This window comes from Streptomyces sp. NPDC043685 (assembly GCF_056436585.1).
Genome location: NZ_JBWKCH010000005.1, coordinates 307,211 through 330,809, shown reverse-complemented (window position 1 = coordinate 330,809; position 23,599 = coordinate 307,211). Strand labels below are relative to the sequence as shown.

Annotated in this window: 21 protein-coding genes; 15 read left to right on the top strand and 6 right to left on the bottom strand. The window is 71.6% G+C overall.

Features of this window, described 5'->3' with window-relative positions; all coding sequences use genetic code 11:
- Window positions 1–49 precede the first annotated feature (49 nt).
- Window positions 50–955 carry an endonuclease/exonuclease/phosphatase family protein gene (locus AC0665_RS18440; protein WP_478610383.1) on the bottom strand — a complete coding sequence of 302 codons (906 nt, stop codon included), beginning with the start codon at window positions 953–955 and terminating at the stop codon, window positions 50–52.
- 193 nt (window positions 956–1,148) lie between these two features.
- Here AC0665_RS18440 and AC0665_RS18435 point away from each other — a divergent pair, with 193 nt between their 5' ends.
- Window positions 1,149–2,450, top strand: coding sequence for a DUF6986 family protein (locus AC0665_RS18435; RefSeq protein WP_468405578.1), 1,302 nt, complete (start codon window positions 1,149–1,151; stop codon window positions 2,448–2,450).
- Between the two features lie 161 nt (window positions 2,451–2,611).
- Complete coding sequence (locus AC0665_RS18430) at window positions 2,612–4,522, top strand: serine/threonine-protein kinase (RefSeq protein ID WP_478610382.1); 1,911 nt, start codon at window positions 2,612–2,614, stop codon at window positions 4,520–4,522.
- Here AC0665_RS18430 and AC0665_RS18425 read toward each other — a convergent pair.
- Together AC0665_RS18425 and AC0665_RS18420 are read right to left on the bottom strand one after the other, a co-directional pair.
- A complete protein-coding gene (locus AC0665_RS18425; RefSeq protein WP_478610381.1) occupies window positions 4,468–5,283 on the bottom strand; it encodes a hypothetical protein in 816 nt (271 codons plus the stop codon). The genes AC0665_RS18430 and AC0665_RS18425 overlap by 55 nt on opposite strands.
- A 7-nt stretch (window positions 5,284–5,290) precedes the next feature.
- A complete protein-coding gene (locus tag AC0665_RS18420; RefSeq protein ID WP_468637743.1) occupies window positions 5,291–6,355 on the bottom strand; it encodes a LacI family DNA-binding transcriptional regulator in 1,065 nt (354 codons plus the stop codon).
- A 198-nt stretch (window positions 6,356–6,553) separates the two neighbouring features.
- Between AC0665_RS18420 and AC0665_RS18415 the strand changes: the two genes are divergently transcribed.
- From AC0665_RS18415 to AC0665_RS18360, 12 genes are all read left to right on the top strand, one after another.
- Window positions 6,554–7,507, top strand: a complete 954-nt coding sequence (locus AC0665_RS18415) for an ROK family protein (protein WP_478610380.1) — start codon at window positions 6,554–6,556, stop codon at window positions 7,505–7,507.
- A 249-nt stretch (window positions 7,508–7,756) separates the two neighbouring features.
- Window positions 7,757–8,200 (top strand): helix-turn-helix transcriptional regulator, encoded by a 444-nt coding sequence (locus AC0665_RS18410; protein WP_468405588.1) that lies wholly within the window; start codon window positions 7,757–7,759, stop codon window positions 8,198–8,200.
- A gap of 10 nt (window positions 8,201–8,210) precedes the next feature.
- The gene (locus tag AC0665_RS18405) at window positions 8,211–8,627 is read left to right on the top strand and encodes a VOC family protein (protein ID WP_468405590.1); all 417 of its coding nucleotides are present in this window, start codon (window positions 8,211–8,213) and stop codon (window positions 8,625–8,627) included.
- A 98-nt stretch (window positions 8,628–8,725) separates the two neighbouring features.
- Window positions 8,726–11,119, top strand: a complete 2,394-nt coding sequence (locus tag AC0665_RS18400; protein WP_478509107.1) for an ATP-binding cassette domain-containing protein — start codon at window positions 8,726–8,728, stop codon at window positions 11,117–11,119.
- A gap of 151 nt (window positions 11,120–11,270) precedes the next feature.
- Window positions 11,271–11,501: a hypothetical protein gene (locus AC0665_RS18395; RefSeq protein ID WP_468405594.1), complete on the top strand. Its 231-nt coding sequence runs from the start codon at window positions 11,271–11,273 to the stop codon at window positions 11,499–11,501.
- Between the two features lie 72 nt (window positions 11,502–11,573).
- Window positions 11,574–11,774: a hypothetical protein gene (locus AC0665_RS18390; RefSeq protein WP_363117786.1), complete on the top strand. Its 201-nt coding sequence runs from the start codon at window positions 11,574–11,576 to the stop codon at window positions 11,772–11,774.
- Between the two features lie 142 nt (window positions 11,775–11,916).
- The gene (locus AC0665_RS18385; protein ID WP_468405596.1) at window positions 11,917–12,960 is read left to right on the top strand and encodes an NUDIX hydrolase; all 1,044 of its coding nucleotides are present in this window, start codon (window positions 11,917–11,919) and stop codon (window positions 12,958–12,960) included.
- 307 nt (window positions 12,961–13,267) lie between these two features.
- Window positions 13,268–14,299, top strand: coding sequence for an ABC transporter permease (locus AC0665_RS18380; protein WP_478509104.1), 1,032 nt, complete (start codon window positions 13,268–13,270; stop codon window positions 14,297–14,299).
- Between the two features lie 76 nt (window positions 14,300–14,375).
- Window positions 14,376–16,052, top strand: a complete 1,677-nt coding sequence (locus tag AC0665_RS18375; protein WP_478705355.1) for an ABC transporter substrate-binding protein — start codon at window positions 14,376–14,378, stop codon at window positions 16,050–16,052.
- A gap of 78 nt (window positions 16,053–16,130) precedes the next feature.
- The gene (locus AC0665_RS18370) at window positions 16,131–17,123 is read left to right on the top strand and encodes an ABC transporter permease (RefSeq protein ID WP_478705354.1); all 993 of its coding nucleotides are present in this window, start codon (window positions 16,131–16,133) and stop codon (window positions 17,121–17,123) included.
- Between the two features lie 26 nt (window positions 17,124–17,149).
- Window positions 17,150–18,250, top strand: coding sequence for an ABC transporter ATP-binding protein (locus AC0665_RS18365; RefSeq protein WP_478705353.1), 1,101 nt, complete (start codon window positions 17,150–17,152; stop codon window positions 18,248–18,250).
- A gap of 26 nt (window positions 18,251–18,276) precedes the next feature.
- Window positions 18,277–19,362 carry an ABC transporter ATP-binding protein gene (locus AC0665_RS18360; RefSeq protein ID WP_478509100.1) on the top strand — a complete coding sequence of 362 codons (1,086 nt, stop codon included), beginning with the start codon at window positions 18,277–18,279 and terminating at the stop codon, window positions 19,360–19,362.
- Window positions 19,363–19,494: 132 nt separating this feature from the next.
- On the opposite strand, the gene AC0665_RS18355 is transcribed toward AC0665_RS18360, so the two are convergent.
- The gene (locus AC0665_RS18355; protein ID WP_468637733.1) at window positions 19,495–20,199 is read right to left on the bottom strand and encodes an MBL fold metallo-hydrolase; all 705 of its coding nucleotides are present in this window, start codon (window positions 20,197–20,199) and stop codon (window positions 19,495–19,497) included.
- 60 nt (window positions 20,200–20,259) lie between these two features.
- Complete coding sequence (locus AC0665_RS18350) at window positions 20,260–21,615, bottom strand: M20/M25/M40 family metallo-hydrolase (protein ID WP_468405610.1); 1,356 nt, start codon at window positions 21,613–21,615, stop codon at window positions 20,260–20,262.
- Window positions 21,616–21,805: 190 nt separating this feature from the next.
- Here AC0665_RS18350 and AC0665_RS18345 point away from each other — a divergent pair, with 190 nt between their 5' ends.
- The gene (locus AC0665_RS18345; RefSeq protein WP_468405612.1) at window positions 21,806–23,047 is read left to right on the top strand and encodes a geranylgeranyl reductase family protein; all 1,242 of its coding nucleotides are present in this window, start codon (window positions 21,806–21,808) and stop codon (window positions 23,045–23,047) included.
- On the opposite strand, the gene AC0665_RS18340 is transcribed toward AC0665_RS18345, so the two are convergent.
- The gene (locus AC0665_RS18340; RefSeq protein ID WP_468405614.1) at window positions 23,048–23,497 is read right to left on the bottom strand and encodes a nitroreductase family deazaflavin-dependent oxidoreductase; all 450 of its coding nucleotides are present in this window, start codon (window positions 23,495–23,497) and stop codon (window positions 23,048–23,050) included.
- Between the last annotated feature and the right edge of the window lie 102 nt (window positions 23,498–23,599).

Genomic DNA, 23,599 nt, shown 5'->3' with positions numbered 1-23,599 from the left:
CAGGCCGGCGAAGGCCCCCGTGACCGGGAACGGTCGCGGGGGCCTGTTGTCATCCCAGGGTCATCGAGGCCTGCACCGGCAGGTGGTCGCTCGGATAGGTCCCGTCCACGCTGAAGGTGTTCATCCGGGCCCGGTGCGTGGTCACCCCGGGCGTGGTGAGGATCCAGTCGATGCGCCGTCCCCCGGGCCTCGGCCCCCGGTAGCCGTGGTACGTGCCGTAGGCCGGACCCCGTGAGGCCGCCGCGTCCCAGGCGTCCACCAGGCCGATGTCCAGCATGAGGTCGTGCACCCGGTTGGCGCGGGCGTCCGCGTTGAAGTCGCCGGTGACGATCACCGGCAACGACCGGTCCCACCCGGCGATCGTCTCGCCGATGAGCCCCGCCGAGCGTTCCCGGGCGTACTGGCTGACGCTGTCCAGGTGGGTGTTGAGGACGTAGAACTCGCGTCGCCCGTCGGCGAGATCGGCGAAACGGACCCAGGTCACCATGCGCAGCCAGTCCGCGCCCCAGGTGTTCGAGGCGATCGTGTACGGGGTGTCGGACAGCCAGAAGTGATCGAACTCGATCGGGTCGAGTCTGCGCGTGTCGTAGAAGATCGCCATGAACTCGTCCTTGCTGCCGCCCCCGCGTCCGGTGCCGATCCAGTCGTAGTGCTCGCCGAGATCCTTCTCGATCATGCGCACCTGCCGGTAGAGCCCTTCCTGCGTGCCGATGACGTGCGGTCGCTCACGGCGCAGCAGTTCCCGCATCACCGGTCGGCGTACGGTCCAGCGCGGTGTCGCGTCGACGACGGTCGCCATCCGTACGTTGAACGTCATGACGTTCAGGGCGCCTTCGTGCTCGCCGGCGGAGGCGCGCTGTGGGGGACGCGCGGTGGTGAGCAGCGGTCCCGCGACGGCGGCGACCGCCGCTGCCTTGAGCCCGTGGCGGCGCGTCAATCCGGCCTCGTTCGGCACGTGGTCTCCCTCCCCTTGCACGTCAGGATGAAGCTTGCCTTCTCCGTACGGAAGAGGAGGGCGGGTCCGCGGTGATCAGCGCGCAGGACGGGGAATCCGACGGCACGACGGTGTTGACCAGGCCGAAGGTCGGCCGATAGCTTCGCTCTACGGATTGTTGATTCCGTACAGTGGAAAACAGGAGGGTCTCGGAATGGGTCAGGGCCAGCAGGAGAAGGTGGCGACGAGCCTCGCGGGCGCCGTCAGCGAGGAGATCGACGCTTCCCTCGCGCCGGTCGACGCCGAGCTGGAGCGCCGCTATCCCGGAGACCCCGGCACCCGCCAGCCCGTCCACACCGTCTACGTCCCCGGCGACGTCTTCGCCCCGGACACCGTGCGCTCCTGGGGCGACCGCGCCCTCGCCGCCCTCGACCAGCACGCGCCGGACGCCGCGTCCTTCGCCGCCGTCCTCGGCCTGACGGAGGAGCTCGCCGAACCCGTCCACGCCCGGGTGCGGGCCAAGCTGGAGCGCGAGCCCATCGAGGACCTGCGCGTCGACTTCGAGGACGGCTACGGCAACCGCCCCGACGCCGAGGAGGACGAGGCCGCCGCCCGCGCCGCGCGCATCGTCGCCGAGGCCTACCGGGACGGCACCGCCGCCCCCTACATGGGCATCCGCATGAAGTGCATGGAAGCGCCCGTACGCGCCCGGGGCATCCGCACCCTCGACATCTTCCTCACCGGCCTGATGGAGGCCGGCGGCCTGCCGGACGGGCTGGTGCTCACCCTGCCCAAGGTCACCTACGCCGAACAGGTCACCGCCATGGCACGGCTGCTGGACGCCTTCGAGAAGGCGCACGGCCTCGAGCCCGGCCGGATCGGCTTCGAGATCCAGATCGAGACCAGCCAGTCCATCCTGGCCGCCGACGGCACCGCCACCGTCGCCCGTATGATCCAGGCCGCCGAGGGCCGCGCCACGGGGCTGCACTACGGCACCTTCGACTACAGCGCCTGCCTCGGCGTCTCCGCCGCCCACCAGGCGAGCGACCACCCCGCGGCCGACCACGCCAAAGCCGTCATGCAGGTCGCCGCGGCCGGCACGGGGGTACGCGTCTCGGACGGCTCCACCAACGTCCTGCCCGTCGGCCCCACCGAGAAGGTCCACGCCGCCTGGCGCCTGCACTACGGCCTCACCCGCCGCGCCCTGGCCCGTGCCTACTACCAGGGCTGGGACATGCACCCCGGCCACATCCCCACCCGCTACGCGGCCGTCTTCGCCTTCTACCGGGAGGGCTTCGAGCAGGCCGCGGCCCGCCTGTCCCGCTACGCCAACCAGACCGGCGGCGACGTCATGGACGAGCCCGCCACCGCCAAGGCCCTCAGCGGCTACCTGCTGCGCGGCCTGGACTGCGGAGCGCTGGACATGGGAGAGGTCGCCCGCCTATCCGGCCTGACCCGGAGGGACCTGGAGGGCTTCGCCGTGCCGCGGCGCGGGGACCTGACGGCTTCCGCCTGACGTCCTCCCGCCCGGTGGCCTGCGCACACCGGCACCGCGGGCACGTACCGGCCCTGTCACAGCCGTGGCCGGCCGCTGGTCCCGTCACCGCCGCCCCGTAATCTGTACGCCACGACTGACGGAGTCAGTGCATCCGGTGGGGTCACAGGAACGGGGCAGCGGTGTCGACGGGGGAGCACGGGCAGACGGACGGGGCCGGTCGGCTGCTGGCGGGCCGCTACCGCGTCACGGCGGCGCTGGGACGCGGCGGCATGGGCGTCGTGTGGAAGGCGGTCGACGAGGTCCTCGGCCGTGAGGTCGCGGTCAAGGAACTGCGCACCTACACGGACGCTGCCGGTCCCGAACTGGCCGATCTGCACCTGCGGATGCGGCGCGAGGCGCGTGCGGCGGCCCGGGTGCGCCACCACGGCGTCATCGCCGTGCACGACATCGCCCAGGTCGACGGCCGCCCGATCATCGTCATGGAACTGGTCGACGGGCCGTCCCTGGACGACGTCCTGCGTGAGCGGGGCACGCTGGACCCGGCGGAGGCCGCCGGCATCGGCGCGAAGGTCATGGACGCGCTGGCCGCCGCCCACCGCGCGGGCGTCCTGCACCGGGACGTGAAGCCCGGCAACATCCTGCTCGACCGCTCGGGCCGGGTCGTCCTCACCGACTTCGGCATCGCCACGATGGAGGACCCCGGCGACGGTTCGGCCACGCGCCTGACCCGCAGCGGCGAACTCGTCGGATCCCTCGACTACCTGGCCCCCGAGCGCGCCCAGGGCGCCCACCCCGGCCCCGCCTCCGACATCTGGGCGCTCGGCGCCACGCTGTACGCGGCCGTCGAGGGAGCCTCGCCCTTCCGCCGCACGTCGACGTTCTCCACGCTCACCGCGATCGTGAGCGAGCCGCTGCCGGAAGCCCGCCGCGCCGGGCCGCTCGCGCCCGTCCTCCAGCGGCTGATGGACAAGCGGCCCGAGTCCCGCCCGGAGGCCGAGCAGGCCCGGGACATGCTCCAGGCGATCGCGGACTCGGGCGGCGCGGAGGAGCCGACCTCCGCCTCGGTGGGCAGCGCGGCCCCGCCGCCCCCGGAGACGGAACGCAGCCTTCCGTCGGTACCGCCGGGGTCCGGTCCGCCCCAGTCCGGCGCCGCCGGGCCGCACGAGGGCACGCACACCCCGGGCTTCGGCACGGCCGGCGCCTTCGGGGCGGCGGCCCATGCCGGGCCAGGACACACCGGACCCGCCGCGCACGGCCAGGGCTCCGGGCACCCCACGCCGGTGGGGCACGGACCGCAGAGCCCGGGCACCGGCCCCCAGGGCTTCGGACCGGCCCCCATCGGCGGCGCCCCGGGCCCGTCCGTCTCGACCACCCCCGTGAACGCCGATCGCGCCACGCCCCGCCGCAGGGCACGTGTCGTCCTCGCCGCCGCGGCCGTCGCCGTCGTCCTCGCCGCCGCCGGTACGACGGCCGCCCTGCTCGGCGACCCCGGCGACGAGAAGACCGGCGCCCGGACCGACGCCGGTGCCGGCGCCCGTTCCGCCGAGCCCGGTGGTCCGGACGACGGCTCGAACGCCCCGCGGGCCACGCGGCAGGGCGACGACAAGGACGGGACCCCGTCGAAGAAGCCCGCCGACGAGAAGGACCCCGAGCCCACCGGCCGGGCCACCACCGCCGCCCCCGGGAAGACGGCCGGCGCGGGCGGCGGCGCGGGGACCTCGGACGGCGGCACCTCCCGGGGCGGCACCACCACCGGCGGCGGTTCCGCGGACGGCGGTACGCCGGGCGGCGGCTCGACCACCCCGGCCCCGGCCTGCCACGCCATCGGGGGCGGCAAGTACAACTGCCAGGTCTGGAAGACCGCCGACTCCTACACCGCCTCCGGCACCAAGGTGGGGATCCTCAACGCGGGCACCAACTACTTCCACTGCCAGCAGAACCTGGGCCGCCGCGAGACGTCCGGGCAGTGGACCAACGTCTGGTGGGCGAAGACCGACGACGACAGCGGCAACACCGACGTCTACGTCAGCGACGTCTACATCAAGGGCGGCGACAACGACGCGCCGGTTCCCGGGCTCCCGGTCTGCTGAACCCGCGCCGACGCGGCCACGTACCGCTCGAGCCCGGAGGCCGTCACCAGCTTCTCCTCGATGAACAGCCGTGTGCCCCGTTCGCACAGCCGCCGGTCTCCACGGGCCCGCGCGCAGAACTCCTCGGGCACCACGCCGAACAGCTCCCGCAGCCGCGGCAGCCCGACGAGCAGCTCGGTCAGCAGCTCCCGCTCACCGGGGTGCGTGCGCGGGACGCCCGTGCCGTCGTGGAGGACGCCGTGCCGGTTGACGTAGGCGTACGCCCCGGGCAGACGAGTGCCGTCCGCGAGGTCGAAGCGGACATCGGGCGACGGCAGCCAGGCCCGGTCGAAGTTGCCGCCCGGCACCGGCGCGCCCTCGCTCGCGTCGATCACCGCTAGCTGCCCGGCGTCCAGCCACAGGACGAACAACTCCCGCACGGTGCCCGGGGCGCCGACCGGCGAGGCCGACACGTATCCCATGCGGCTCACATGCGCCGAGACACCGGCGTCGATGCCCGTCACCCGGGCTTTCACCATCGGCAGCGGTGATTCGATGCCGAACTCCGTCATCTTGTGGCGCAGCTGCCCCGGACAGCCGTTGGAACCGATGGCGACGACCGGGGTGCGGTCCTCGTACACCAGCCGCTCCGGCGGCAGGAAACGGTCCCCGTCGAGGATCCCGGAGCCGGCGGGCCACGCCCCCGGATACAGCAGCGGATGCTCGCGCGGCGCCTCGGCCAGGCCGAGTGCCCGCAGTGTGCGATCGGTGCCGTCGTCCATGGGCCGCTCAGTCCGCCGGGGGGATCTCGCCCGAGCCGCGGGTGATCAGCCGGGTCGGCAGCTCGATGCGCTCGGGAGTGACGAGGGAGCCGTCCAGCTGCCGGAAGAGACGTTCCGCCGCGGTGCGGCCGATGTCCGCCGCGTCCTGGGCGACGACCGTGACGCCAGGCTGGAGCAGGTCGGCGAGCTCGATGTCGTCGAAGCCGACCAGGGCGACCGGGCGGGTCTGCTCGGCGAGCACCCGGATCACGGTGACCGTCACCCGGTTGTTGCCCGCGAAGATCGCCGTGACCGGGTCCGGGCCGCTCAGCATCTCCTCGGCCGCCCTGCGCACCCGCTCGGGGCCGGTCACGCCGAGGGACATCCAGGAGCCCGCCACGGGTATGCCCGCGTCCTCCATGGCGGCCCGGTAACCGCGCAGCCGCTCGGCGGCGGTGTGGATGCGGGGCATGTCGCCGATGAAGCCGATCCGTCGGTGCCCCTGGGCGATGAGGTGGGCGACGCCGTCGCGGGCGCCCCCGAAGTTGTCCGACAGGACCACGTCGGCGTCGATGTGCCCGGCGGGCCGGTCCACGAACACCGTGGCGACGCCCGCCTTGAGCTCGGGCTCCAGGTACCGGTGGTCGTCCCCGGCCGGGATCACCACCAGTCCGTCCACCCGGCGCGCGCACAGGGCCAGCACCAGTTCCTGCTCGCGCTCGGGGTCCTCCGCGCTGGAGCCGTTGATCAGCAGGGCGCCGTGTGCGCGGGCCACCTCCTCGACCGAGCGGCTCAGCGGCCCGTAGAACGGGTCGGCGAGGTCCTCCAGGACCAGGCCGATGCTCGCCGTGCGGCCCTTGCGCAGCACCCGCGCGCTGTCGTTGCGGCGGAAGCCGAGGGCGTCGATCGCCTCCTGCACCCGCCGCTCCGTCTCCGGGGTGACCCCCGGCTCCCCGTTCACGACACGGGAGACCGTCTTCAGGCCGACTCCGGCGCGTGCCGCGACGTCCTTCATGGTCGGCCGGGTGCCGTAGCGCGTGGCGGATCGGAGGGGGGTCTGGGGCACGGTGCGGTGTCCTGTCCTGTCGTCCACGGGGGTGCGTCGATCCTGGGTTTGTATGAGGATGTGGCGTCGAGCATAGAGCCTGGACAACGTTGTCAGGCTCGGGGGAGACTGTCCACCGCACTCTCCGGCCCCGCGCGCTGTCGCGGGACCGGTCCGCTGCGTGCCCTGCTTGACGGCTTTCTCGGCTTTTTTCTCACGCATGTCCGACGGGGAGATCCGACTCTGATGCACACCGACCTCGTGGCCGCGCTCGACATCGGCGGCACCAAGATCGCCGGCGCCCTGGTGGACGGCCGTGGCCGGATTCTGGCCCGCGCGCAGCGGCCCACGCCCGCCCGGGAGGACGGAGACACCGTGATGCGGGCCGTGGAGGAGGTGCTCGGCGAGCTCACCGCGTCGCCGCTGTGGGGACGGGCCACGGCCGTCGGGATCGGCAGCGCCGGGCCCGTGGACGCCTCCGCGGGCACGGTGAGTCCGGTGAACGTGCCCGGCTGGCGCGACTACCCGCTGGTGGCGCGGGTCCGGGCCGCGGCCGGGGACCTGCCCGTCGAGCTGATAGGCGACGGTGTGGCGATCACGGCGGCCGAACACTGGCAGGGCGCCGCCCGGGGACACGACAACGCACTGTGCATGGTCGTCTCCACGGGCGTCGGAGGCGGTCTGGTGCTCGGCGGCCGGCTGCACCCGGGACCCACCGGCAACGCCGGTCACATCGGGCACATCAGCGTGGACCTCGACGGCGATCTGTGCCCGTGCGGCTCGCACGGCTGTGTGGAGCGCATCGCCAGCGGCCCCAACATCGCCCGGCGCGCCCTGGAGAACGGCTGGCGGCCCGGCCCCGACGGAGACACGTCCGCCGCCGCGGTGGCCGCCGCGGCCCGCTCCGGCGACCCGGTCGCCGTCGCCTCCTTCGAACGCGCCGCCCAGGCCCTGGCCGCCGGGATCGCCGCGACCGCCACGCTCGTGGAGATCGACATCGCCGTGATCGGCGGGGGAGTGGGCAAGGCGGGCGACGTCCTCTTCACGCCGCTGCGCAAGGCGTTGGGCGACTACGCGACCCTGTCCTTCGTCCGGGAGCTGACCGTGGCACCCGCGCAGATGGGCACGGACGCCGGCCTGGTGGGCGCGGCGGCGGCAGCCCTGGCGAAACGGACGGACGCGGCGGCGGCCGGGGTGTGAGACCGGGGCGGCCGATCAAGCAGGAACGTTCAGCCTGTGGTGGGGTGATGCGGGACGCCGTGGGGGCCGGTGGTTCGGCCCTCCGCGGGTGATCCGGGGTGCGGCGGGGATCGGCGGGACGGCCACCCGCCGGTGATGTGGGGTGCAGCGGGACCGGCGGGACGGCCACCCTCCGGGGGATACGGACCGGTCCGGTCCGTTTAGGTGGAAATCGGCCGCACGTGCGTGCGATGTGGCACGATCGCGCTTGTGAGCAGCAGACCCACCACGGCACAGCACCTGCGTGACCTCGCCCGGCTGCGTCGCGTGAAGGACCGCATCGACCGTGAGTACGCGAAGCCTCTGGACGTCGAGGCGCTCGCCCGGGGGGTGCACATGTCGGCGGGGCATCTCAGCCGTGAGTTCCGGCAGGCGTACGGCGAGTCGCCGTACAGCTATCTCATGACGCGGCGCATCGAGCGCGCCATGGCGCTGCTGCGCCGGGGCGACCTCAGCGTCACCGAGGTGTGCTTCGAGGTCGGCTGCGCGTCACTGGGCACCTTCAGCACCCGTTTCACCGAGCTGGTGGGCATGCCGCCCAGTGCCTACCGGCGTGAGGCGGCCCGGGCCACGGCGGGCATTCCCTCCTGCGTGGCCAAGCAGGTGACCAGACCGGTCAGGAATCGAGAAGCGCCGGCCTCGGGCCGAAACTAGCGTGAGAGCCATGGACCTTCGCATTCACGCCAGCTTCCTTCCGCACGACGACCCGGACGCCGCCCTGGCGTTCTACCGCGACACCCTCGGCTTCGAAGTCAGAAACGACGTCGGATACGAGGGCATGCGCTGGATCACGGTCGGCCCCGTCGGCCAGCCCGGCACCAGCATCGTGCTGCACCCGCCGGCCGCCGACCCCGGCGTCACCGAGGACGAGCGCCGCACCATCGCCGAGATGATGGCCAAGGGCACCTACGCCAGCATCGTCCTGGCCACCACCGACGTCGACGCCACCTTCGAGCGGGTGCAGGCGGGCGACGCCGAGGTGGTCCAGGAGCCGGTGGACCAGCCCTACGGCGTCCGCGACTGCGCCTTCCGCGACCCCGCGGGCAACATGGTCCGCATCCAGCAGCTGAAGGCGTCGTAGCAGTCACCGCACCGCACGGCCCGCGCCGCTCCCCGGGAGCGGCGCGGGGCAACGAGATCGTCCGAGCGCGGCAGCGCCGCCCGACAGATGGAGACACCATGAGCAAGGCCACGACGACGGACAGACAGTCGCCCGGGCCGCACGTTGCCGACAGCCATGACGTGATCCGCGTGCACGGCGCACGCGAGAACAACCTCAAGGACGTCAGCATCGAGATCCCGAAGCGCCGGCTCACGGTGTTCACCGGCGTCTCCGGCTCGGGCAAGAGCTCGCTGGTGTTCGACACGATCGCGGCGGAGTCGCAGCGCCTGATCAACGAGACCTACAGCGCCTTCCTCCAGGGATTCATGCCCAACCTGGCCCGGCCCGATGTCGACGTGCTGGACGGGCTGACGACCGCCATCGCCGTCGACCAGCAGCGCATGGGCTCCGACCCCCGCTCCACGGTCGGCACCGCCACCGACGCCAACGCGATGCTGCGGATCCTCTTCAGCCGCCTCGGCAGGCCCCACATCGGCCCGCCCGGCGCGTTCTCCTTCAACACCGCCTCGGTCTCGGCGAGCGGGGGTTTCACGGTGGACCGGGGGGCCGACAAGACCAGGACCGAGAAGGTGTCCTTCAGCCGCACCGGCGGCATGTGCACGCACTGCGAGGGCCGGGGCACGGTCTCCGACATCGACCTCACCCAGCTCTACGACGACTCCAAGTCGCTCTCCGAGGACCCCTTCACCATCCCCACCTACACAGGGGGCGGCTGGGTGGTGCGGGTCATCGCCGAGTCGGGCTTCTTCGACAAGGACAAGCCGATCCGTGAGTACACCAAGAAGGAGCGGCACGACTTCCTGTACCGCGAGCCGACCAAGGTGAAGATCAACGGCGTCAACCTCACCTACGAGGGACTGATCCCGAAGATCCAGAAGACCTTCCTCTCCAAGGACCGCGAGTCGATGCAGCCGCACATCCGGGCCTTCGTCGACCGGGCGGTCACCTTCAGCCGGTGTCCGGAGTGCGACGGCACCCGGCTCAGCGAACTGGCCCGCTCCTCGAAGATCGGCGAGGTCAACATCGCCGACGCCTGCGCGATGGAGATCCGCGACCTGGCGGAGTGGGTACGGGGCCTGGCGGAGCCGTCGGTGGCGCCGCTGCTCGCCAAGCTCCAGCACACCCTGGACTCGTTCGTGGAGATCGGCCTCGGCTACCTCTCGCTCGACCGGTCCTCGGGCACGCTCTCCGGCGGCGAGGCGCAGCGCACCAAGATGATCCGCCATCTCGGCTCCTCGCTCACCGACGTCACGTACGTCTTCGACGAGCCGTCCATCGGCCTGCACCCGCACGACATCCAGCGGATGAACAACCTGCTGCTGCGGCTGCGCGACAAGGGCAACACCGTGCTGGTCGTGGAGCACAAGCCGGAGACGATCGCCATCGCCGACCACGTCGTGGACCTCGGCCCCGGCGCCGGCACGGCGGGCGGCACCGTCTGTTTCGAGGGCACCCTGGAAGGGCTGCGGGGCAGCGGCACCGTCACCGGCCGGCACCTCGACGACCGGGCCAAGATCAAGCCGGCCGTCCGCAAGCCCACCGGCGCGCTGGAGATCCGGGGCGCCTCGGCGAACAACCTGCGCAGCGTCGACGTCGACATCCCGCTCGGCGTCCTCACCGTGATCACCGGCGTCGCCGGCTCGGGCAAGAGCTCCCTCGTGCACGGCTCGATCCCCGCCGACGAGGGCGTGGTGGCGATCGACCAGACCCCCATCCGCGGCTCGCGGCGCAGCAACCCGGCGACGTACACCGGGCTGGCGGACCCGATCCGCAAGGCCTTCGCCAAGGCCAACGGCGTGAAGCCGGCGCTGTTCAGCGCCAACTCCGAGGGCGCCTGCCCCGCCTGCAACGGTGCCGGTGTCATCTACACCGACCTGGCGATCATGCAGAGCGTCGCCACCCCGTGCGAGGAGTGCGAGGGCCGGCGGTTCGAGGCGTCGGTGCTGGAGTACCGGCTCGGCGGCCGTGACATCAGCGAGGTGCTGGCGATGCCGGTGACGCAGGCCGAGGAGTTCTTCGGCGGCGGCGAGGCCCGCACCCCGGCCGCGCACCGGATCCTGGAGCGGCTCGTCGACGTCGGGCTCGGCTACCTCACGCTCGGCCAGCCGCTGACCACGCTGTCCGGCGGGGAGCGCCAGCGGCTCAAGCTGGCCACGCACCTCGGTGAGAAGGGCGGCGTGTACGTCCTCGACGAGCCGACCACCGGCCTACACCTCGCGGACGTGGAGCAGCTGCTGGGCCTGCTGGACCGGCTCGTCGACTCCGGCAGGTCGGTCATCGTGATCGAGCACCACCAGGCGGTCATGGCGCACGCCGACTGGATCATCGACCTCGGCCCCGGCGCGGGCCACGACGGCGGCCGGATCGTCTTCGAGGGCACTCCGGCCGACCTCGTCGAGTCCCGCTCCACGCTGACCGGTGAGCACCTGGCGGCCTACGTGGGCGCCTGAGCGAGCCGCCGGGACGGCACCGGGAAGGGCGCCGTCCCGCACCGCCGGCGTCCCCGGGTGCCGGCCCGCGCCACGTGCGCGCCGCAAGGGCCCCGGGCCGAACGGCCCAGCCCGGCGCGCGGCCGGCGCACTCCCCGCGCACCCTGGTGCCATGGCGTCCGTGAAACCCGTCGTGGTCTACCCGCCCGCCGCGGACGGCGGCCGTCGGGTCCGTGTGGACGACCAGTTCCTCGGCATCGCCTACGGCCCCCTCGACGTGGCCGAGTTCCTGCGGCGGGCCGGGATCGAGGACGCGGACGAGACGTACGTGGCGGCCACGGGGCTCATCGAGTGGCGAGGCGGCGGCCCGGGGGAGTGGGCCGCCGACCGGGACGGCGACTGAGGGTGACGCCCTGTGTCGCCCGGTCGTACGCGGCCGCGTGACCCCGGAGCGGGTCCGGCAGTTGAGTCGGGCATGAAGAAGCGCAGCATGCTCGCCATCGCCTCCCTCGCCACCGGCTTCGTCGTCGCGGCGGTCACCCCGTCGCACGCCCTCGGGGACGGTCTGGGCACCCTGAGCGTCGACGAGACCCTCAAGACCCTCGACGAGACCGTCGCCAAGGACAGCCTGTCCCTGGACCGGGAGGACGGCAGCCAGCAGAAGAAGAAGGGCTGACGGCCCACGGCCCGCCCGCACGGCGCCGGTGCTCCCGCCACAGGGGGCGCCGGCGCCGTCGTCATGCGCCCTCAACTGCGGCTGGTTTCCGTGGCAGGGTGGAGCGGGCAAGCCTCAGGGGGCCAACAGAAGAGGGGGACCTGTGACCGTCGTCTGGATCAACGGCGCGTTCGGTGCGGGGAAGACGACCGCCGCACGGGAGCTGATCGAACTGATCCCGAACAGCACGCTCTTCGACCCGGAGGTCATCGGCGGCACGCTCGCCCACCTGCTGCCGCCCAAACGCCTCGCCGAAGCCGGCGACTTCCAGGACCTGCCGATCTGGCGACGGCTCGTGATCGACACGGCGGCCGCCATGCTCGCCGAACTCGGCGGGACCCTCATCGTGCCCATGACCCTGCTGCGCCAGGAGTACCGCGACGAGATCTTCGGCGGCCTGGCCGCACGCAGGATTCCGGTCAGTCACATCCTGCTCACTCCGGCCGAAACGATACTGCGGGAACGCACGGCGAGCCGCGACGTACCGCGGGACCTGCCCGACGGCGAGATACGAATACGCCGGTGGTCCTCCGACCACATCGAGCCCTACCGCGCCGCCCTCGCCTCCTGGCTGACCGCCGACGCCCACCCGGTCGACACCAGCGACCTCACGCCCTACGAGACGGCCGTCCGCATCGCCGAGGCCGTCTCCAGCGGTGCCGCGCCCGTCTGCGACATCGTGCAGACGCCCGAGCCGACCGCCGAGACGCTCGCCGCCGGAGTGCTCCTCTTCGACGAGCAGGACCGGGTCCTGCTCGTCGACCCCACGTACAAGGCCGGCTGGGAGTTCCCCGGCGGCGTCGTCGAACGCGGTGAGGCACCCGCACGCGCAGGGATGCGCGAGGTCGCCGAGGAGACCGGCATCCACCTCGACGAGGTGCCGCGCCTGCTCGTCGTCGACTGGGAGCGTCCTGTGCCCCCCGGGTTCGGCGGTCTGCGGCTGCTCTTCGACGGCGGCCTCCTGCACTCCCGTGAGGCGGGCCGGCTGCTGCTGCCCGGTCCGGAGCTGCGCGCCTGGCGGTTCGTCACCGAGGAGGAGGCCGCCGGTCTGCTGCCCCCGGTGCGCTACGAGCGGCTGCGCTGGGCCCTGAGGGCCAAGGAGCGCGGAGCGGCGTTCTATCTGGAGGCCGGGGTACCCGTCGGCTGACGACCGGTTTCACGCACGGCTCTCTTTACCCGGCGCGGGGAATTCCGAGGGAAAAGCGAGGGGAAACGGCGGCGGAGCCACGGCCAATCGCTGCCCAAGGAATCTCCCGCAGACCTTCACGCGCCGGGTAATCGCATTCCCCGCTCTCGTCAACACTTTTCCATGTCCGCAAACAATCCCTTTTCTCGCCCCTGCGCGGCTTGACCGGACTCGCACGCCGTTGCGAAAGTCCGCAGAGTCTCACGGCGGAAGCAACGACCGCCACCCAATTTCCTTGCCCCAGGGGCAGATCCGGGATGTCCGTACGATGACCACGCAACACCAGCCGGTCGACACCGGCGGCGGCACCACGCTGCTGACCGAACCGTCGACGCAGGACTCCAGACCCGGCGGCACGGCTGTCGCCGGCCGCTCACCGGCCCGGATGGCCTGGCGTCGGATCAGGCGGGACAAGGTCACCACGGTCGCCCTGGCGGCCACCCTCCTGTTCATCGCGATCGCGCTCCTCGCACCGGTCCTCACCGCGCTGACCGGCTGGGGGCCGATCACCCCCGACAACAAGGCGATCAATCCGGACACGGGGAATTTCCCCTACGGATCGCTCGGCGGCGTCAGCGCCCAGCACCTGCTCGGCGTCGAACCGGGCACGGGCTACGACCTGTTCGCCCGCATCGTCTACGGCCTGCGCACCTCCCTCTACGTGGGATTCGCCTCGGCGCTGCTGTCCACCGCCGTCGGCGTCGTCGCGGGGCTGGCCGCCGGCTACTTCGGCGGCTGGGTCGACTCCCTGCTGTCCCGGATCATGGACGTGATGCTGGCGTTCCCGCAGCTGCTGTTCATCATCGCGCTCACCCCGGTGATCCAGAACGCCCTGCAGACCAACAGCCACGGCGGCACCGACGAGAACCTCCGGCTGCTCGTCCTGGTCCTCAACATCGCCGTGTTCGCCTGGGCCTACACCGCCCGGCTCGTCCGCGGACAGGTACTGTCCCTGCGCGAGCGGGAGTTCGTCGACGCGGCGCGGCTGATGAGCGCCGGCCGGCGGCACATCCTCTTCCGGCAGCTGCTGCCCAACCTGTGGGCGCCGATCCTGATCTCCTTCGCGCTCGCCGTCCCGCAGAACATCACCACCGAGGCGGCGCTGTCGTACCTGGGTGTCGGTGTCATCCCGCCGAACCCCGACTGGGGAGCGTTGCTGTCGGACGCCTCCCAGTTCTTCCTCCAGGACCCGATGTACCTCTTCGTGCCCGGCGTCCTGCTCCTCCTGCTGGTCCTGGCGCTCAACCTCCTCGGGGACGGCGTCCGGGACGCCCTGGACCCCCGCGCCCGGCGCGGCTGACAAGCCACCCCCGACATATCGGCCCGGCGGTCCCACGAACGCCCGCCGAGCCCGTAGCAAGAACGGAGTTTCCCCCATGACGCGCAGAACGCGCAGATCCCGCACGGTCGCTCTCGCGGCAACCGCCGTGGCGATCGCCCTCGGAGCCACCGCGTGCGGAGGGTCCTCCAGCACCGGCGGCAGCGGCACCCCCGGGAAGGGCGGCACCCTGACCGTCCTCGACAAGGCGGACTTCGACCACCTCGATCCCCAGCGCGTCTACACGACCGAGGGCTCGAGCATGGACCAGGAGATCGTCCGGAACCTGACCGGCTGGGACGAGACCGGCTCGAAGCCGAAACTCGTCGGCGACCTGGCCACCGACACCGGCACCCCCTCCAAGGGCGCCACCGTCTGGACCTTCCACCTCAAGCACGGCGTCAAGTACCAGGACGGCACCGAGGTCACCGCACCGGACGTCAAGTACGGAGTCGAGCGGTTCTTCTCCTCCGACATCAACGGCGGCCCGCCCTACGCGGCCCAGTGGCTCGTCGGCGGCGCCGACTACAAGGGCCCGTACCAGGGCAAGCAGCTCGACTCCATCCGGACGCCGGACAAGTACACGATCGTCTTCCACCTCAACCAGCCGGTGGCCGACTTCAACGAGACCACCGCCATGACCGGCTGGGCGGCCGTGCCGAAGGCCCACGACACCGGCTCGACCTACGACACCAAGGTCTGGTCCGACGGCCCGTACATGATCAAGTCGTACACCAAGAACAAGGAACTCGTCCTCACCCGCAACACCCACTGGTCGCAGTCGACCGACCCCATCCGGCAGCAGAACGTCGACGAGATGGACGTGAAGTTCGGCCAGGACGAGTCGGCCATCGACCAGCAGATCAAGGCCGACGCCGGCACCGCGCAGACGTCGATCCAGCAGTGGCCGATCGCGGGCTCCGACCTGTCCCAGCTGGCCAACGACCCCTCGCTGAAGAGCCGTTACTACAAGATCCCGGCGCCCGGCATCAACTACCTGGCCATCAACACCACCCGGGTGAAGGACCTGAAGGTCCGTCAGGCGATCGAGTACGCCATCGACAAGACCACGGTGCGCGGCGCGTTCGGCGGCTCCGCGTACGGCGACTACGCCACCACGATGCTGAGCCCCGGCATCGGCGGCTACAAGAAGTTCAGCCTGTACAGCGCCAACCCGGCCGGCAACCTCGCCAAGGCCAAGGCACTGATGAAGCAGGCGGGCGACCCCAAGCCCACCATGTCGATCGCTGTGGAGAACACCCCCACCCAGGAGCACTTCGCCGACGCCGTGAAGACCGCGCTGGGACGCATCGGCATCCACGTCAACATCACCCCCATCGACGCGGCCAACTACTTCAGCACCATCGACAACACCAAGAACCAGTACGACCTGACCTGGGGCGACTGGATCGCCGACTGGCCCAACGCCTCCACGGTGCTGCCCACCCTCTTCGACGGCCGCCTCATCGCGAAGAACCCGCAGTCGAACCAGGACCTCTCCTACCTGAACGACCCCAAGGTCAACTCCCTCATCGACAAGGCCGCCAGGATGACCGACGTCGGACAGCGCAACGCGGCCTACGGCCAGATGGACGAGCAGATCCTCAAGGACGCCGCCGTGGTCCCGCTGATGTACATGAACTTCAGCGACATGTCCGGCTCCAAGGTCGGCGGAGTCATCTCCGACACGATCCTCGCCGAGCCGAGCCTGGTCCACGTCTACATCAAGCACTGACGGAACCGTCTCCACCACACCCCGCCGGCGGCCCCGGCCGCCGGCGGGCATCCCACTCACGTCAGGTCCCGGCACCTCATGTTTCGTTACCTCATCAGACGCCTGCTGGCAGCGACCGTGATCATGCTGGTGATCACCACGATCACCTTCTTCATCTTCTTCGCGCTGCCGTCCGACCCCGCCCTGCTGGCCTGCGGAAAGACCTGCTCACCCTCCCGGCTCGCGGAGATCAAGCACTCCCTGGGCCTGGACCGGAGCTATCTGACCCAGTACTGGGAGTTCCTCAAGGGGCTGTTCGCCGGACGCGACTTCGGCGACCAGAGCGTGCGCATCCACTGCGGCGCGCCCTGCCTCGGCGTCTCCTTCCAGACCGACACCCCGGTCCTCACCACGCTGCTCTCGGACTTCCCGGCGGACCTCTCCCTCGGGGTCGGTGCCGCGGTGGCCTTCCTGGTCCTGGGCGTCGGCCTCGGCACCGTCGCGGCGGTGCGCAGGGGCCGGGCCGCCGACAAGGCGGCGGTGGGACTCGCCCTGTTCGGCGTGTCGGTGCAGATCTACTTCATCGGCCTGCTCCTGCTGTACCTCTTCGTCGACAAGTTCCAGATCCTGCCGACCTCCGGCTACACGCCGATCACCGAGGACCCGGCCGCCTGGTTTCAGGGGCTGCTCCTGCCGTGGACCACCCTGGTCATCGTCTACCTCGCCATGTACACCCGGCTCACCCGCTCCTCCATGCTGGAGGTCTTCGCCGAGGACTACATGCGCACCGCCCGCGCCAAGGGCCTGCCGGCCGCCACCGTCGTCCTCAAGCACGGACTGCGCGCCGCCATCACCCCGATCATCACTATCTTCGGCATGGACGTCGGATCCCTCATCGGCGGCTCCGCGGTCATCACCGAGTCGGTGTTCGGCATCAACGGCATCGGCAAGCTCGCGGTCGACTCCGTGCAGAACTCCGACCTGCCGGTCATCCTCGGCACCACGCTCTTCGCCGCGACGTTCGTCGTCCTCGCCAACGTCGTCGTCGACCTGGTGTACGGCCTCGTCGACCCTCGCGTGCGCCTGGCCTGAGCCCTTCTTCGTCCTTAGGAACACCCGTGTCCGTATCGACCTCACCGCAGCCCGTGGACGTCACACCCGCGCCCGCGCCCTTCCTCGACGTACGCGACCTGAGGGTGCACTTCCCGACCGAGGACGGCCTCGTCAAGTCCGTCGACGGCGTCTCCTTCACCCTGGAGAAGGGCAGGACCCTCGGCATCGTCGGCGAGTCCGGCTCCGGCAAGTCGGTGACCTCACTGGCCCTGCTCGGACTGCACAAGGGCACCCGCGCCCAGGTCTCGGGCGAGATCTGGCTGGACGGCAGGGAACTCGTCGCCCTGCCCGAGGCCGGGATGCGCGCCCTGCGCGGCCGGACGGTCTCCATGATCTTCCAGGACCCGCTGTCCGCGCTGCACCCCTTCTTCACCGTCGGCTCCCAGATCGCCGAGGCCTACCGGGTCCACCACAAGGTCTCCAGGAAGGAGGCCCGGGAGCGAGCGGTGGAGATGCTGAAGCGGGTCGGCATCCCGCAGCCCGAGCGCCGGGTCAGGGACTACCCGCACCAGTTCTCCGGCGGCATGCGCCAGCGCGCCATGATCGCCATGTCGCTGGTGTGCGACCCGGCCCTGCTCATCGCCGACGAGCCCACCACCGCCCTGGACGTCACCGTCCAGGCGCAGATCCTGGACCTGATCCGCGACCTCCAGGAGGAGTTCGGCTCCGCCGTCGTCATCATCACGCACGACCTCGGCGTGGTCGCCGACGTCGCCGACGACATCCTGGTGATGTACGGCGGTCGCCGCATCGAGTACGGCACGACCCGCGATGTGCTCAAGCAGCCCCAGCACCCCTACACCTGGGGGCTGTTGCAGTCGATGCCGCATCTCAGCGGCGATGTCGGCGAACGGCTCAACCCGATCCCCGGCAGCCCGCCGAGCCTGATCAACCTGCCGGACGGCTGCGCCTTCCACCCGCGCTGCGCCTACAAGGGCTGGGTCCCGCAGGGGGGTTGCACGGCGGAACGGCCCGAGCTGCGCCTCGTCTCCGGCAGCGCGCACCACCTCGCCGCGTGCCATCTCAGCGACGACGCCAAGCGGGAGATCCGCGGCGGGGCCGGTCCGGACGACCGGGACGCGGCGGCCGCACGGGCCGCGCAGTGACGGCGGCGGACGAAAGGGAACATGCCGTGAGCACCACCGAGCCCCTCACCGGGCAGAACACCGACCGCACCCCGGGCGAGAACCTCCTGGAGGTACGCGGTCTGCACAAGCACTTCCCCATCCGGCAGGGCATCATCTTCCAGCGGCAGATCGGGGCGGTCCGGGCCGTCGACGGCATCGACTTCTCGGTCGGACCCGGTGAGTCGCTGGGGCTGGTCGGGGAGTCCGGCTGCGGCAAGTCGACCACGGGCCGGCTGATCACCCGGCTGCTCGAACCCACCGGCGGCTCCGTCGTCTTCGACGGCGAGGACATCACGCACCGGTCACCCGGGCGGATGCGGGAGGCCCGCCGCAACCTCCAGATGATCTTCCAGGACCCGTACTCCTCGCTGAACCCCCGGCACACCGTCGGCACCATCATCGAGACCCCGATGCGGCTCAACGGCATCAACCCGCCCCAGGGTCACAAGAAGCGCGCCCAGGAGCTCCTGGAGACGGTCGGGCTCAACCCCGAGCACTACAACCGCTACCCCAACGAGTTCTCCGGCGGCCAGCGCCAGCGCATCGGCATCGCCCGGGCCCTCGCCCTCAGGCCGAAGCTGATCGTGGCCGACGAGCCGGTCTCCGCCCTGGACGTCTCCATCCAGGCGCAGGTCGTCAACCTGCTCCAGGACCTCCAGCGGGAGTTCGGCATCGCCTTCGTCTTCATCGCCCACGACCTCGCCGTCGTACGGCACTTCTCCGAGCGGGTCGCCGTGATGTACCTCGGCAAGATCGTCGAGGTCGCCGACCGGGAGTCCCTCTACACCCGCCCCCGGCACCCCTACACACACGCCCTGCTGTCCGCCGTACCCGAGGCCGACCCGGACGCCGTCGACCGGCGCGAACGCATCCGGCTGGCCGGTGACGTGCCGTCCCCGATCGACCCGCCCTCCGGCTGCCGCTTCCGCACCCGCTGCTGGAAGGCGCAGGACAAGTGCGCCGCGGAGGAACCGCCGCTGGTGCGGGTGGACGGCAGCCCCTCGGGTCATCTGACCGCCTGCCACTTCCCCGAGGAGCCGTCCGTCACCGCGCGCGAGGAGGACATCGTCCTGGACCCGGCCCTCGGTTAGGCGGACCGTTCGAGGTGCCGGCGACCCGCTTCACGGCGACCCCTGACGGCATGGAACCACCTCAGCCGGTTGCGGATCGGCGGTGATCCTTGAACACGGCGGGTGCGATCCCGATCCTGCTCGCGATCCCGATCAGGTCCTGAGCGCCGCGCTCCGCAGGGCTCGCGCCGCCTGCCGCGTCACCGGATCGCCGTGACCGAAGCAGGCCACCTCCGGGCCGAGCTCCGCCAGCTTGTGGCACGCGGCCAGGACCTGCCCGCGATCGAGGTTGAACACTCCCGGCATCACCGTGCCGTCGGCGGGTGACGCGGCGACCGTGTCACCCGTGAACACAACGCCGTGCTCCGGGAGATGGAGTGCGATGCTGCCGTGCGTGTGCCCCGGCACGTGCACGACGTGCGCCCCGCCGCCGAGGTCCAGCACCTCGCCGCCGGACACCTCGGTGACCTCCCGGGGCCTGGGGTGGTCGCCCTCGGGCAGCAGCGTCAGCGCCTGCTCGTGCAGCGGCCGCTCCCAGTCCTCGAACAACGGCTCCGGGCCCGCTGCTTCGCCCCGTACGGCGGGCGCGTCCAGCCGGTGCGCCAGCACCTCGGCACCGCTGAGCGCGGCGAACTCGGCCGCCCCGCCCGCGTGATCCGCGTGGAAGTGGGTGAGCACGATCCGCCGTACGTCCCTCGGGTGCCGGCCCAGCGCGGTCACCGCCTCGGCGATCCGGTTGCCGTAGCCCGCCGGGCCGGCGTCGACCAGCGTCAGTTCGCCGCCGTCGCGCCAGAGATAGGCCTGGCCGACCGGGAAGCGCAGCAGGTGCAGCCGGGGGAGCAACTCGATGAGGTCCATGGGAGGACGGTAGAAAAGCCCCCGCCCGAGGGCGAGGGCCTTCTGCTGCGAGCAGAGCGGTCAGTTCGCCGCGTAGTTCCGCAGGAACAGCGCCTCCGCCACCGACAGGCGCTCCAGCTCCTGGGGGGAGACGCTCTCGTTCACCGCGTGGATCTGCGCCTCCGGCTCGCTCAGCCCGATGAGCAGGATCTCCGCACGCGGGTAGAGGGTGGCCAGCGTGTTGCACAGCGGAATGGATCCGCCCTGCCCCGCGTACTGCATCTCCTGGCCCGGGTAGGCCACCGCCATCGCGGCCGCCATGGCCCGGTACGCCGGGCTGGTGGTGTCGGCCCGGAACGGCTGGCCCTGGCCGATCTGCTCGGTGCTGACCCGCGCGCCCCACGGCGTGTGCGACTCCAGGTGCGCCTGGAGCAGCTTGGTCGCCTCGCCCGCGTCCACGCCCGGCGGCACGCGCAGGCTGATCAGCGCCCGGGCGCTCGCCTGCACGGACGGGGTGGCGCCGACGACCGGCGGGCAGTCGATGCCGATGACCGTGACGGCCGGACGGGCCCAGATGCGGTCGGCGACCGCCCCGGAGCCGATCAGCTCCACGCCGTCCAGCACCTTGGCGTCCTGCCGGAACTGCTCCTCGGTGTACTCGAGCCCCTCCCAGGCCGTGCCCCCGGCGAGGCCCTCGACGGTCGTCGAACCGTCCTCGGCGCGCAGCGAGTCCAGCACGCGGATCAGGGCGGCCAGCGCGTCGGGCGCGGCACCGCCGAACTGGCCCGAGTGCAGATTGCCCGCGAGCGTGTCCACCTGGACGCGCATCATGGTCATGCCGCGCAGGGTGGTGGTGACGGTCGGCAGGCCGACGCGGAAGTTGCCCGCGTCGCCGATGACGATGGTGTCCGCCTCCAGCAGGCCGGGGTGCTCCTCGGCGTACCGCTCCAGGCCGCCCGTGCCCATCTCCTCCGAGCCCTCGGCGATCACCTTCACATGGACGGGCACACCGCCGTCGGCCTTGAGCGCGCGCAGCGCCAGCAGATGCATGATCAGGCCGCCCTTGCAGTCGGCGGCCCCGCGCCCGTACCAGCGCCCGTCCCGCTCGGTCAGCTCGAAGGGCGGGGTCGTCCAGGCGGTCTCGTCCAGGGGCGGCTGCACGTCGTAGTGGGCGTAGAGCAGGACGGTCTTCGCGCCCTCGGGCCCCGGCAGGAAGCCGTAGACCGACTGCGTGCCGTCGGGGGTGTCGAGCAGGGCCACGTCCTGGAAACCCTCGGCGGCGAGCGCGTCGGCGACCCAGCGGGCGGCGCCCTCGCTCTCGCTCCTCGGGAACTGGTCGAAGTCCGCCACCGACCGGAAGGCCACCAGTTCGGCGAGCTCCTCCTTCGCCCTGGGCATCAGCGAGGCGACGGTCTCGGCGACCGGATTCGACGACATGGGCACGCTCCTCGTGGGTGCGACGTTGTACGGGTGCGTACCTCTCGGTACGCGGTGATCGTGTGGTGCGGGCGAGGCCCCTGGTAAGGGCCACCCACGCCGCCGATCCTCCCACAGCGGCCTGCGGTGACCGCCGCCGTAGGATGCGGGAGACAGCGGCAGGCGGCTTGATCGGGAGCATCAGACCATCGTGAGCAGCGAGAACTCTTCGGCGGACGACGTGCGGCAGGTGTGGGACGTCGTCGTGGTGGGCGCGGGACCCGCGGGCGCTTCGGCCGCGTACGCGGCGGCGGTGGCGGGCAGACGTGTGCTGTTGCTGGAGAAGGCAGAGCTGCCGCGCTACAAGACCTGCGGCGGCGGCATCATCGGACCCTCGCGCGACGCCCTGCCGCCCGGCTTCGAGCTGCCGTTCAGGGACCGGGTGCACGCGGTGACGTTCTCCCACAACGGCCGTTTCACGCGGACGCGCCGCTCCCGGCAGATGCTCTTCGGCCTGATCAACCGGTCCGAGTTCGACCAGCAGCTCGTCGAGCACGCGCAGAAGGCGGGCGCAGAGCTGCGCACGGGTGTCACCGTCCAGCGGGTCGAGCAGCACGGCTCGTCGGTGCCGGACCGGCGCACCGTGGCGGTGGTCCTCCAAGGCGGCGAGGTGGTGCTGGCACGGGCCGTCGTCGGGGCGGACGGCAGTGCCAGCCGGATAGGGGCGCACGTCGGGGTCAAGCTCGACCAGGTGGATCTCGGGCTGGAGGCCGAGATCCCGGTGCCGGAGACCGTCGCCGAGGACTGGAAGGGCCGGGTGCTCATCGACTGGGGGCCCATCCCCGGCAGTTACGGCTGGGTCTTCCCCAAGGGCGACACCCTGACGGTCGGGGTCATCTCGGCCCGTGGCGAAGGTGCCGCGACCAAGCGGTACTTGGAGGACTTCATCGGCCGCCTCGGCCTCGCGGGCTTCGAACCGAGCATCTCCTCGGGCCACTTGACCCGCTGCCGTGCCGACGACTCGCCGCTGTCGCGCGGTCGGGTCCTGGTGTGCGGTGACGCGGCGGGGCTGCTGGAGCCGTGGACCCGTGAGGGCATCTCCTTCGCCCTGCGCTCCGGCCGGCTCGCGGGGGAGTGGGCGGTACGGATCGCCGAGGCGCACGACGCCGTGGACACGCGCCGGCAGGCTCTCAACTACGCGTTCGCGGTCAAGGCCGGCCTCGGAGTGGAGATGAGCGTCGGCAAGCGGCTGCTGACGGTGTTCATGCGTCGCCCCGGGCTGTTCCACGCCGGGCTGACGGGCCTGCGCCCGGCCTGGAAGGCGTTCAGGGACATCACGCGGGGTTCGACGTCGCTGGGCGAGATCGTCCGCACGCACCCGATCGCCCAGCGTGCCCTGGCCACGCTGGACCGCCGCCCCGCGGCGGGCGGCGAGGCCGGCCCGCAGGAGTGATCAGCCCGTCGGCGTGATCTCGAAGACCGGGTGGTCGGGGGCGATGCGGCGCAGCTGCTCGTCGGGGGAGTCGGGGCCCACTCCGTTGAAGAAGACCCCGACCTCCGCCTTCCAGCGCTTGAGGTAGGCGCGCAGGACGGGGGCCTTGTCGTCGTCGCCCACCTCGGCCGCCGTGAAGGTGTCCACGCGCTTGCCCAGGCGCAGTTCGCCGCCGCCCGCGGCGCGCATGTTGTGCGTCCACTGCACATGGCCGCGGGGGGCGACCAGGTACTGCTTGCCGTCCAAGGTCAGCAGGTTGACCGGGGTGGTGCGCCACTGACCGCTCTTGCGACCGCGGACGGCGAGGACACGGGAGCCCCAGACGCTGATGCCGCGGCGAGTCAGCCAGGCCACGAGGCGGTTGAAGACGTTGACGGTGAACCAGCCGGGCTTCCGGACGTGCGTGGACATGGGGCCCCCTCGTCGATGGCGTAGCGGTGCTCTCTTGTGTGAGCACCGCTCTCGCTCCTGCCGGACTCAGTCTGTACGGGGTCGGCCCACCTGCGCAAGAGC